The sequence below is a fragment of the Bradyrhizobium sp. RT6a genome, from assembly GCF_040547675.1.
GTDB lineage: Bacteria > Pseudomonadota > Alphaproteobacteria > Rhizobiales > Xanthobacteraceae > Bradyrhizobium.
In genome coordinates, this window is sequence record NZ_JBEPQC010000009.1 from 22612 (window position 1) to 34647 (window position 12036).

The 12036-nt window shown below is 55.7% G+C and carries 10 protein-coding genes; 8 read left to right on the forward strand and 2 right to left on the reverse strand.

All coding sequences use genetic code 11. The features are described from left to right. Positions 1 to 755: 755 nt before the first annotated feature. Positions 756 to 1100 carry a response regulator gene (locus ABIC03_RS32580; RefSeq protein ID WP_354064198.1) on the reverse strand — a complete coding sequence of 115 codons (345 nt, stop codon included), beginning with the start codon at positions 1098 to 1100 and terminating at the stop codon, positions 756 to 758. 540 nt (positions 1101 to 1640) lie between these two features. On the opposite strand from ABIC03_RS32580, the gene ABIC03_RS32585 reads away from it, so the two are divergent. From ABIC03_RS32585 to ABIC03_RS32615, 7 genes are all read left to right on the forward strand, one after another. Next, complete coding sequence (locus ABIC03_RS32585) at positions 1641 to 1772, forward strand: hypothetical protein (RefSeq protein WP_354064200.1); 132 nt, start codon at positions 1641 to 1643, stop codon at positions 1770 to 1772. A 262-nt stretch (positions 1773 to 2034) separates the two neighbouring features. Beyond that, complete coding sequence (locus ABIC03_RS32590; RefSeq protein ID WP_354064202.1) at positions 2035 to 2199, forward strand: hypothetical protein; 165 nt, start codon at positions 2035 to 2037, stop codon at positions 2197 to 2199. Between the two features lie 801 nt (positions 2200 to 3000). Then, positions 3001 to 6414 carry an AAA domain-containing protein gene (locus tag ABIC03_RS32595; protein WP_354064204.1) on the forward strand — a complete coding sequence of 1138 codons (3414 nt, stop codon included), beginning with the start codon at positions 3001 to 3003 and terminating at the stop codon, positions 6412 to 6414. 143 nt (positions 6415 to 6557) lie between these two features. After that, positions 6558 to 8150, forward strand: a complete 1593-nt coding sequence (locus ABIC03_RS32600) for a phospholipase D-like domain-containing protein (RefSeq protein ID WP_354064206.1) — start codon at positions 6558 to 6560, stop codon at positions 8148 to 8150. Then, entirely contained in the window at positions 8151 to 8957 is an 807-nt protein-coding gene (locus ABIC03_RS32605) for a hypothetical protein (RefSeq protein ID WP_354064208.1), read from the forward strand. It begins immediately after the preceding gene. A 74-nt stretch (positions 8958 to 9031) separates the two neighbouring features. Then, positions 9032 to 9460, forward strand: a complete 429-nt coding sequence (locus ABIC03_RS32610; protein ID WP_354064210.1) for a DUF6641 family protein — start codon at positions 9032 to 9034, stop codon at positions 9458 to 9460. Positions 9461 to 9586: 126 nt separating this feature from the next. Continuing rightward, positions 9587 to 10210 (forward strand): hypothetical protein, encoded by a 624-nt coding sequence (locus ABIC03_RS32615; protein ID WP_354064212.1) that lies wholly within the window; start codon positions 9587 to 9589, stop codon positions 10208 to 10210. A gap of 448 nt (positions 10211 to 10658) precedes the next feature. On the opposite strand, the gene ABIC03_RS32620 is transcribed toward ABIC03_RS32615, so the two are convergent. Next, positions 10659 to 10898 carry a helix-turn-helix domain-containing protein gene (locus ABIC03_RS32620; RefSeq protein ID WP_354064213.1) on the reverse strand — a complete coding sequence of 80 codons (240 nt, stop codon included), beginning with the start codon at positions 10896 to 10898 and terminating at the stop codon, positions 10659 to 10661. A gap of 209 nt (positions 10899 to 11107) precedes the next feature. On the opposite strand from ABIC03_RS32620, the gene ABIC03_RS32625 reads away from it, so the two are divergent. Further along, the gene (locus ABIC03_RS32625) at positions 11108 to 11785 is read left to right on the forward strand and encodes a hypothetical protein (RefSeq protein ID WP_354064215.1); all 678 of its coding nucleotides are present in this window, start codon (positions 11108 to 11110) and stop codon (positions 11783 to 11785) included. Positions 11786 to 12036: the final 251 nt, after the last annotated feature.

Genomic DNA, 12036 nt, shown 5'->3' on the forward strand with positions numbered 1-12036 from the left:
GAAGAGGTTTGCCGTGAGCTTCCGAACGGCGGTGACCACGACGTTCGGAAGATGGTCGCGGAGCGGCTTCTGAAAGCTGCGGAAGCGGGACAACATTCCCTTGAGGAGCTTCGGGCTGTTGGTCTTCGGGCATTTGCAGAAGCATCCACATGGCCCAGGAGAAGCGCTCAGTAGTTGACAGGGGCTTGCCGATGATTCCCGCTCCCTGCCTAAGGGTGCGATGCAAGAGCGTAAAATCCCTTCGCGCGACGATTGCCATCGCTGCGGTCACAAGCCAAGGTTGGTGACTTCCATTCTTGATCCGACAACCGGCCGCACATTTTGAATCTATCGGTGTGACAGTTTCGGTGAGCAGTCATGGCAGTCAGAGGCATGTTGAAGGAATGACTAGTCGGGTACACTGCGCTCGGGGTGGGGTATGGCGTCTGTGCTTCTGGTCGAGGATGAACCGCTTATCCGCATGATGATTGCGGATATGCAGCCGAGCTAGGTCACACCCTGGCTGGTGAAGCTAGCGATTTGCAGGGCGGGCTTGTGCTTGCTTACTGCACCCGGCGTTGATGCCATTCTCGACACACAGCTTGGAACAGATAGCTCTGGACTCATCGCAGAGGCGCTACAAAGCAGAGGCATTCCGTTTGCCTTTGCGAGCGGATACGGCGCGGACGGGATACCCAAAGGCTTCAAGGACATGCGGTCCTTCAAAAACCATTCCCAATGGACGAGCTTGAGCGCTGTCTAGCGACTCTGTTGCGCTAACAAATGCCGGTCGTTTGTTCCATGACGCGATGAAGGTCTTCCTCAGAGAACGGCTTCCTCAGCAATGGGAAGCCATCACGCCTTCGCTCCCGGCCCGATAGCTGTAAAACTTTCAGCGTTGGGCGCACCCGCGTGGCACGTTCGGCCAATTCATGGCCGTCCATACCCGGCATGTTGATGTCGGTGATCAAGATCGAAACGTCGTCATTCCTCGCCAGCGTATCGAGAGCTTCGGGGCCGCTATGCGCACAAACAACTTTGCAGCCAAGCTCTTCTAGCATGGACGCGATCACGGCGAGTACGCCGGGATCATCATCTACTACTAAAACTGTATGAGTCATGGCGGAACAACCTCGCTTAATTAACCTATGCGAAGGGCTGAGGTTCCCCGCTGATGAGCCACAGGCGCGGACAAGCCAACCACCGAGCATGTCCGGGATTCCTGGGTCAGCGAGTTTTCACGGAAGCAAAATCCGCAGCAGTTAGGAACGGCTCAGAATACGCCTCGTTGCCGGACATCGAAGACAGATGGTCTTCCTCCCCTTTGCGCGCCTTACAGCAGGCCAACACCGGCAAGAGAAATAGACAGCCGTGGCGCGACCTCTGGCTTGCGTTCTGAGCGGAATGCCCACCGCAAAGCTCTCCATTGCAACTTTTTCCCGTCTTCATTGTTGACGAGCTTCAGCGAGTGCGCGGGCGACCGATGTTGGGCCTCTGGTCCCATCTTCTTGCAGGAGGCACTTTCATGAAGCGGGTTTGCTTGGCCGGCCTTGTGGCAGGCGCCATTGCTTTTAGTCCTGCTTCAGCGCTGCCCGTTGCCAAGCCGGACGCACTGGGCGTGTCTCAGAACGCCCCTATTGAGGTCAAGGGGGGCCACGGACATGGCGGTGGACACGGTTGGGGTCATCGCGGCGGCCGTGGTCATCATTACGGTTGGGGCAGAGGGCGAGGCCATCACTATGCCTGGCGACATCATCACCGCTGGTAAGCGCCACCTGTTTTCAATTTGTTAACCATAAGACGCCACCTTGCGACATGGACACCCTTGAGAATTCGCCCAGACCGAAGCCCGCTTGGACGAAGCATGAATTAGCTCGTCTAGTCCTGCTCGCCAGAGAAAAGGCCACCGCAACCAAGGCGGCCAAGGTGCTAGGGCGCCGCGTTAGCTCGGTCCGTCGGCAAGCTCGCGAACAGGGCATACTGCTTTACAAGAGCTAGGCCGGGTCAGCCCGAGCCGATGCAGCGATCCAAGCGTGCCCGATTAGGATTTTCCTGATGGAAAATGACCCGGCTATTTTGGCAATCCAACGGAAGCTGGCGCACTGTCGCCAACTCTCGAAAGAATTTCCCGACGGGCCAACCGCCAAGCACATCCCGGAGCTTGAGGAAGAACTGAAAGCCGAGCTAGCAGCCGAGCTACGCAGCCTCACGCGGCAGTAAGGGTCCTGGGTGCCGAGCGCCGCGCAGAAACTCGATGCGCGTTCCTGCATTTGGCGCAACATGAAGAAATCGCAACAGCGTTTGGTCATAGCTTCGCGGCTCTCGTTGAGCCGCCTCAGTGGGCAGCATCTTTCTTCGCGCGTCAGCGACTTCCGCTTGTGGCCCTTAGCGAACACGCTTGCGCGGGGCTATTCCGTCCGCTCCCGGCCCAGGAGCAGACATCGCTTTAAGTGGATCGTGCAGCAAGCGGGATCAACGACTTCAAGGGTCTCGCAGCAAAGGATCCTTGCTGGCTGTGCTACCCTTTCCGGGGACCCATTTTCGGCTACCCCCCAGCCCCCCAATCAGACGCTTGGGCTGATCACAGAAATCAGCCGTGGCAACTCGCCGGCTCTCTCGACCCGTTATAAAACACAGCGATGATGCCGAATCGTGATCGGTCCGAGAAGAGGTCGCTTCCTACTGAACATAAAAATGCCCCCGGGTCAGGGACTTGAGGGGACTGATGATAGAAGGGTTGTTCTATAATCAGTCCCCTGCACCCAACGGGCCCCGACTCTGATCAGCTGACGAAGTTTTCGACCCTGCGGGCGTTGCCGTTGCAGTGCGATTGGTTAGCTATCCCCAACTTTACAGATACACGACCAAAGCCGTATTTGCGCCGGCGCTTCTAAAGGCGCAATTTCCAGTAGGCTCAGAGCTCATGGCTCGCCTTTTGGGATGATTGACACTATGGCCGATCAATATGTTGGCAGATATCGACTAATCAGAAAGATCGTGACAGGTGACCGGACTCGAGGAATGCCGGACCTTTGGCAAGCAGAAGATGCCGGTGATCGTTATTACATAAAACTTTGGCAGCGGCGTTCCGAAGAAAGCATAGCACTTCGAGCGATGTGGAATCGCGAGGTGAGAAGCTTAATGCGTCTCCAGGGCTATCCGGGTGCCGCTGAGTTGTTCATGCGGCTTCGAGACTTAGAGGTGACCGAGACGCATTATTATGCAGTTCTCGATGGTGGTCGCCGAATGTTGTTATCCGACGTTTTACAGAATCGAGGGCGCCACCCCTGGTTACTAAACCTAGGCGAGATCGGCCGAAGACGTCCACTTTGGGAGGGCTTGCTACGCCTCGCTGAAGCGCTGTCGATATTGCACGGAGAAGGCACGCTACACAGATCCCTCTTGCCAGAATCGGTCTTCGTGGGCCCGGACGGACAGGCGGACTTTCGTCTAAGCGGGTTTGAATGGTCTTTGCGTCTAGTCGGTCTGGAGGGAGCGGCCGTACAGGTCGTGCGTGGCACTTCGCCCCTAGCTCCTGAACTAGACGAAGATTCCGGAGAATATTCCACAGGAACAGACTGGTTCGACTTTGGCCTTGTGGTAGCTGAGCTTTTCGGAGCGCCGATCCGGGCATCCAAGAACCGAGACATCGCGCGCGCTTCGGTTGAACGGCTTTCGACGCTGCGCGTGAAAGAAAAGGAATTCATACTGCAGTTACTTGCAGAAGATGAAGAACAGCGACTGTCATCGTCCGATGGCATAACTCACGAGATCAGGAACATCATTCGGGAGCTTAGTGTGGCGACGTCGGGAGCCGGACGTGATCTCGTGATTGCTGTCCGTCTTTCCCCGGAATTGGATCTTCAGCGCACCATTGAAGCCGCGTCATTGTCGTCAGCTCCGGCTCACGATATCATTAAGCAGCGCGACTGGATGAAGTTCGATTTGCGCGGTGACGTTCGTATTATAGCTCGTACCAGCCCTTATCCTCATTTTGTACTCAAGGGTGAGAAGTTGGAGTACCGTGTTCGGCAATGGGATGCCGATGGGTTGAGCACTTGGGACATAGGCTTTTGTGAGGGTATCGAACCTCTGCCTCGTGTCACTCCCGACGATCAATATTTCAGTTTGGGGCAACGAAAGCTCGACATTCAGTTATACCCTCATGTTCGTCGAAACTATCGATCGGTTCGAGATCGAAGTGCACAATGGGACAAGGTCTATCCATTCCGAAAGGAGAAAGTCCGTCTTCCGGCTCATTTAAGAGACGTTCACGATTTTTTCCGCGTGACACAGCAACTGGATACTGTTCTGACTGTAGCCCAGGTCTGCCCCGTCGTTGTGACGAACATATCGTACACCACAAGCGACACCATCGTTGATGTAACTCCATTCGACGAGCCTGAACGTACAGAGCTGGCTCGGTACCTCGGGTTTGGTTCGCCTGCAGAGCAATTAAAAGATTGGTTCGACTTAGGTGCGGAAACTATTTCTGCAGATGATGAGGATGATCCCAAGCGCGACAGGTACTCGTTTCTCGATCGGAAAACCATCGGCAGCGAGTCGTCATCCGCAGTCTGGCGCTTCGTCAGTGCCAAGCCGGAACGTTCCGGTCCCAAGTATCGCTTTCGTGCGCAAGGGACGGCAAGACTGAAGGAGGGCCGGCTCTACTTGGCGAGAAACCACGGAGGCACTCTCGCTCAAATTCGTCGGCGTCACAAAGCGATCGAAGATCTTCGCTCTCACGAGGGGCTGCTCCGCGTTATAGCCGCGCCACGGGATGCCAGTCACCGCAGCACCGACACTCTGCCGGCGGGAACGGCGAACATCCCGTTAGATGCATCGAAGCTGGCAGCTCTCGAAGCGCTTTGGAAAACACAACCCTCATTCGCAATTCAGGGCCCACCAGGAACAGGCAAGACGACCCTCATCCAGGCGTTCGCGGACAGGCTGTTTACTGCAGATCGTAGCTCGCAGATCCTTGTCACGGCACATTCACATCACACGGTCGATGACGTTCGAAAGAAGCTCGCCAAACTGTTTGTGGCGGAGAGTGGCTCCGATAGACCTATTTTGGTACGTTTGGGAGCAAATGAAGAAACGGAACATGATCTAGGGCCGGTAACCGGTGCTTTGATCCGTGCACTTAACGAGAGTGAACTTGCAGCTTCTGCTCCCGAATATTTGAGATTGCGCATCTCCGCGGCTGCGACTGGAGCTAGTGATGGCGCCGAGGTGGAGGTCGGCACAATGCAGCGCCTTGTCCAAGACGCTGCAAATCTGACGTTCTCAACGTCAAATTCGGCCGAATTGGCCGATTTAGCAACTAGAGGACGGAGGTTCGATTGGTCCATCATCGAGGAAGCTGCCAAAGCGCACGGCTTCGATATGGCCGTGGCACTTCAGGAGAGCCACCGTATCCTCCTGATCGGAGATCATCATCAACTTCCTCCGTTTAATGTGCGCACATTCAAAGACCTTCTGGGTGACCCGCTCAAGGTCCGCAAAGCTATTCAAACTGGAGCGCCATTCGCACCGGGCCTAATCGATCCGTCGATTGCAGACGAAGACGAGGGAAGGTCTCCTCTTGAGGAGCGATGTGCGTTGTGGCGACGCATGGTCACGTTGTTTGCCGAATTGTTCGAGAACAGTGTTCAAGCTGACGGTCGGTTGGGACCTGCGGCAACGTTGACCGATCAACATCGTATGCACCCTCATATCGCCGATCTTGTTGGCAACGTCTTTTACCCCGACGAATTTGGCGGCACGATTCTGACGTCTCCCAAGGAAACGCACGACAAATTTCTCAATCCAGCACCTTTCATTATCCCGAACGACTCGTGGCTTCCGCAAGCTCGTATTGTTTGGTGCGATGTACCTTGGGTTCAGAAGGAACATTTCGCGGAAGGAGAGACCGACGGTCTGTTTCTGTCGTCTGTAGAAGCTAATCTGGTCCCAAGAGTATTGCGGGAGCTCCGACCTCGCGGGCAAGACCCATGTGAAATACAAATTCTATCGCCATACAACGATCAACTGAGAGCAATTCGCGGCGCTGTCGAAAAAGCTCAAAAAGGTGGCTTGCTGACGAATATGTTCAAGGATCCCTTCGATCTTCATCTTGGAACGCGCATGGGGGCAACCGTTGATGAGTTTCAAGGGTCGGAAGCTGACGTCGTTGTTGTCAGTTTGGTGCGAAATAACGCTCTCGTTCCTTGGAAAAGTGTCGGCTTCCTCAAGGAATCAAATCGAATGAATGTGCTCCTTAGCCGTGCGCGGCATAAGCTAATCATCATTGGCAGCTGGGATTTCTTCGACACGCGGTATAACGAATTCACGACGGCTGACGATGAATACTCGTACATCAATGACATGATGCAGCAGTTTAAAAAGGCGCTAACTGCTGGCACTTTGGCGAAGGTCAAATACAAGCCATGAAAACGGTGTATGTCCCACTCTACCGAATGGCGGTCAGCTACGTTGTCAGCTTTGGACGTCGTTGGAGCATCTTGGAGCAACTTCTCCTCGTCGAAGTTGCGGCCAGACGTCGTACGGTCGCAGAATTATCTAAGGCGACTAGGATGCCAGACCGCCTAGTAATTGAGGCAATGATCAATTTGATGCGCACGAGTTGGGTTGAAGTACGCTCTACCGACAGGGGCGTATACTTTACAGCAACTGCAGCCGGCATGAGGCATTCAGACGAACAAGACCTCCCCGTTACCTTGCAAAGAGAGACGAAATGGCAGTCCCTCTGCGTCGATAGATTGACGGGATCGTGGTTTCGAGCTGATGAGCTCGATCTCGTGTACGAACGAGACCTTCCTGCAGATGCGAACGTCCTGGATCCAATTCTTCACACATATGATCCTGCGGACGGGGGCATCCGGGATCTCTTCTATCTCAATATGGATGAGGCGCTTGAACCGTCTCTGCCCCAATTTCGGACACCGTCGAAGCCATATGCCAGGGTCACAATCGCTTTTGATAGAGTAGCAGGCGGATTGCCGCAATCGGCGTCGCTTAACTTGAACGATGCCATCGTAAGATGGTCACGGGCATTTCCAGATTCGTCGGAAGAAGCGCGCTCTAAGCTTGAGCTGTCGAGAAATGTAGGGCTCTTCGCCGAAATTCAAGATGAAGATGTTATTGTAGGCGGTCCTCAGCATCGAGAGTTGATTAGGAGTGCTCTAGCTCAGGCGAAGACAACACTGATTATCCATTCTTGCTTCGTGGCTCCAGATACGGTCGAGCAACTACTGCCAGAGCTCGAACAGGCAGCCTTGAGGAATGTCCGGGTAGAGTTGCTATGGGGTTTGCACAACGACCCGGAGCAAAATATCCCTCGTAAGCCGATCACCGATACAGAGAAGGTTCTCGACCGACTCCCGCGCGCGCTAAGGCCGAAGGTGCAACTGTCGTCGGTCTCCTCTGGATCTCATGCCAAAGTCATCATGTATGATGAAATTCAGGGCGGTGGATGGGCGACAATCGTCGGGAGCTGCAATTTCCTGTCCACGGAATTCGATTGGACAGAAATTTCAGTGAGAGTACGAAATCAAAGATTTGCCGCCTACGTCTTGAGCCGGCTCATTGCAGCTCAACTTCCAGCGTCGGGGGGCTGGAGCCCTCTCGCGCGAAGGCTTGATAGGCACTGGTCCGAGTTGAAGCAAAAGATTCCTGCGACCCAGGAGAAAGGTCAGCACGAGATTATGCTGCTTCTTGATGACGATCACTATGCATGTGTCACGTATGCAAGAGATTTCGCCAAGAAGCGCATCGCCATCGGCTGCGACCTTTTCGGCCTCTCAGCGGAGACTTCAGTTTTGGTTCCAATGACAGAGGCGGCCTCCGACCAATGTAAAGTGGATCTATTCTACTGTCGCGCCTCGAAACTTCTAAGAGATGAAGGCAGACGACCAGAGCCTGATCAGATTAAGGCTCGTGGGATGGACATAACCGTTACGCCCAACTTTCACGCCAAGTTTTTGAGCTTTGATGACGACGCCATTGCAGTCACCAGTTTCAACTGGATGTCAACAGTTGTGAGTGGAACGAGAGCAAGAGGCGCTGAAATTGGAATACTTGTTGAAGGTGAAGGAGTGGCGAAACTACTCAGGACAAAGTTGGTCGAAGTGGGTGTCGTCGCCGTCGGAGATCAGGAGGTAACCTAGTTGCAAAACACTGCCCCTCCGCAACCGGAGCCGTCGGGATCCCGATCTGACCCGTTGGGTCCGCGATACTACGCCCCGCTCGGCACGGCTGAACGCTGGTCGACTGTGATCTTCTGGGCCGCTGCTGCGTCTTCTATCGCGGCGCTACAAATTGAACGACCTTCTTCTCCGATCTTGTATGACGTGGTTCAGGCAACTTTCGTTATCACTGTAGTCCTTTTTTTTCTTTTGAGCTCGATGGCGCGGCTATATTGGTCTACCAGGGCCCATGAGAAGCGGAATTCGGACTTTGTTTCGCAGGTATTTGAAGTCTCGTTGATTGCAGAGACATCAAAAGGCTATTTCAATAACACCGCGACAGATCCGTTTGCACGAATCGCTTACTCGACTCTTGAGAACGCGTTCTTCAGCAAGATCATTTTGCAAAGGATGTTGAGGCGGGAACGGGCAATCATCGCGGCTTATGCAGTTGCGTGGATGGTCGCCGTTCTCAATAGAGCAACGGACTTAGCTCTCGTGACTGCCGTCGCTCAGGTGATATTCAGCGAGGAGATTTTTTCTCGTTGGATCCGGATGGAATGGCTCCGTACACGATTTGAGCGGGTCTATGACGACTTTTATGGATTGATACAAACGTCCGGCGACAAGCGTTCCAAGGAATTTAAGGCGCGAACGGTCGACTACCTTCTCCGTTACGAAACGAGTAAAGCTCAAGCGGGAATTTCCCTTTCGTCGAGGGTGTTCGACGAATTAAATTCGGCTCTTTCACAGGATTGGGAGCAAATCGTAAAGAAGCTCGATACCTGACACGTTTCTGGGCATGTACAACGTGATGCATGCGGTTAGGATCGGGCGGGTTTATCCAACATCGGAGAACCCCAATGCCGATCCTCAAGTCCTTGTCGTTCACCGCGCTGCCCAAGGCAGGTAACGATCCAGTCCAGATGCGCCGGACCAAGTTCATCACCAAGCTGGAAGAGCAGAAGCTGCTCCTTGGCGACCCGAACCACGTCCGGACAGTCCAGCGATGGACTAAGGTCAACGGGGAGCGTCAGCCCACCACTAAGCAGCAGGCGGTCCGGGCCTGGTGGAAGACAGACGCTAGTGGACAGGTGGTCATGTCCATCAAGTTCGGCTCAAAGCCGGTCGAGTTCGAGAAGGGCAAGGCGGGCATCGTCGTCGGATCGAAGGAGAAGCTCCCGGCCGTCATCGATGCCCTGATCGGAGCGGTCCGGGCCGGCGAGCTGGACGAGCACTTCAGCCAAGCAGCCAAGACCGGCGGCATCGGCAAGGCCCGGAAAGCGGCCTAGCTATCAGCCGGACAAAGGTAACGCCTTTGTCCGGTTTCGCCCCCCACTGGCAGGCCACCACATTTAGTAGATGGTACTTGAAATCCATGGGTATTATTGGCGCTCAGCAAGCTTAGCGGGGGAAGCATGGACCACGAGGAATTGGCTGCTCGCGCAGCCGTTGCGTGCTGGCAAGGATCAGAAGGCCGGTACGCCGAAGCAATCCGGACGGCTAGGCGATTGGACGCGGATGGCCTCGCACGCTTTCTCAATCTGTGGATGCTCGCACGGTCAAATCCGCTCAATAAGCGGGGAGCGCTTTTGAACTTTCTCAACGACCACGTGATGCCAACCCTGCTGGGTATCGATCACGCTTCGGATGAAGCTTATGGAGTGATCGAAGACCTTAGCGCGAAAGCACTGAAGGAGGGGGCGACGTTGGGGCGGCCGACGTCGATGCTCTCCAAGCTCGCGCTGGCTGTTTGCCCGTTGGTCTACATTCCCTATGACGCTCGCGTGCAAAACGCGCTTCGAAGGGCTGGGAAGGGTATCAGTCCGCACAGCTATCGCAACTATATGCGAGCGGTCCTCTCGGAAAAACCAGCTTTCGACCAGAACCTAGCTCGGCGAGGCCTCTCCATCGAGACGCTCGACGGCGGGGCGATGTCACGCGCCCTGTTCGAAATGCGAGCTCTGGACAAATGGCTAATGCTGCGCGGCGGCTTCAACCCCGAGACCATGCTACGCGAGCTTAGCAGACCCGCTCACTAAGGCACTGACTCTCACGCAACTCTGCCCCCAACCCGTCTGTCGGACTTCCAACCGGACACGGGCCGCTCCGGTGCGCATTCCCTTCCATGAGCGATTGGAGACGCTCGTCCGGCCCTTAGTCCCAAACTGAGGAAGACGATTCTCGGACGTGACTTGCTCGGCCGCCCGGTCCTTGCGACGTCGCCGTCAATGCCCGCTATACCAGGCTGTCCGCCCACGCCGTCAGCGCTGGCAAGCATCCTTCCCTCGACGTGCTGTCGCTCGTCCAGCTTGCCTTTGAGTCCGGCATGGCATGTCTCCCGGACGAATCCATTTCGTCCAGCGCTTTCGCGCATAAAGTCACGACGAGAAGGAGCCAAGCCGGAAAGCTCTCCTGACCCGGTGGGTAACGGGGCTGGTCATGCCCTTCCGGTCATCCCGGGGAAGGCAGGCCTGGGCTGGAAGGGGCTCAGCCGGCCTTTCGGCGGGCACCTGTCCTTGCCGGCTTCCGAAAGAACTCGGCCGGGTCCACGTCCAGGATCTTGGCCAGCTTTTCGATGATCTCCAGGCCCACGTAGGTCACGGCCCGCTCGACCCGGCTCAGGTAGGCCCGGTCCACCCCAGCATCGTTCGCCAGCCGCTCCTGGGACAGCTTCCGGTCATGCCGGATGCGCCTGAGGTTGGTCGCAAAAACTTGGCGCAGGTCCATGTACGGACCAGACCAACCTGTGGTTTATTCGCCCACGGCTTTTAAGCCTCAAAGTATCGAGGAGCGGTGAGGGGGAAATGGTAAGTTGGTTTGGAATGAGGACTTGCATTGCAGCAAGCGCCGCTCTGTCTGCTTGCGCATGGCTGCTCCCCACACACGAAGCCATCGGCCAACCGGTCGATCGCGTCCGTCCCGGCCCGTCGCTCGCGATGGAAGCGGCCAGTCCCGAGCAAGAATTTGGTGCCCTGATCAAGCGCAACTGGGTCATGACCAAGTTGGTCGGCGATTGTATCCCGGGGCAACCGTACGCGGATCGGATCAAGTGTTTCGCGCGCTTTGGCGCGACCATGGAGATACACTATCCGGACGAGTGCCGGATGACTGTCGTCGAACGTCGGGCGTTGCCGCCCGACGTGCACCGCAAGTGGGATGGAACGATCGACGGCTCATTGCCGATCGCTCGCGAAGCAACTCTTGATCTTCGATCCCTTAACGAAAGCCGAATCAGCCTCAAACCGACGATCAACCTTGGCTTCGACGTTACAGAGGCGAGCGTGCCGACGTTCAGAGTGGCTATGTCCGACAAGCCAGAAGTTTGGGTCTCTCTCCCGCCGCCCCCGCTGGAAGCGCACCTCTCGGCCTCCTATCCGGACCCGAGTGCGCGGAGGCAAGCACTGTCTGCTGAAGAGCGCAGGTGGTCGGAACGCATGCAGCCCTACTCGGGTAGCGACCTCTTGCGGAGCCTCGACCTATCTTCATCGGGACTACAGCTTCGAATGTCCGCGCTCGGCATCGTGTATTCGCCTTACCAAGGTTTCCCCTACCCCGCAACCGAGCAGCGCGTCGTGGGCATGCTCAAGGCGTTGATCGCAAAGTGTCATTGGTAATTCCAGCGTGTCGACTTTAAAGCATAGGATAGTCTGATGAGAGACATCGTTATTGCAGCATTGATGGCTGTAGGCCTTTTGGTATGGGATCACAAAGCGCAAGGAATACTACCGGACCAGGCTTACTGCTTTTTTGGCGCCGGGGTTCATGATCGAATTGCGTCCCGTGTCACATCTTGGCACGTTGATCCATCCACCGGGAGACGGATACCTGCCGAGTGGTCCGCGCCGGGCGAGGTCTGTGTTCACAC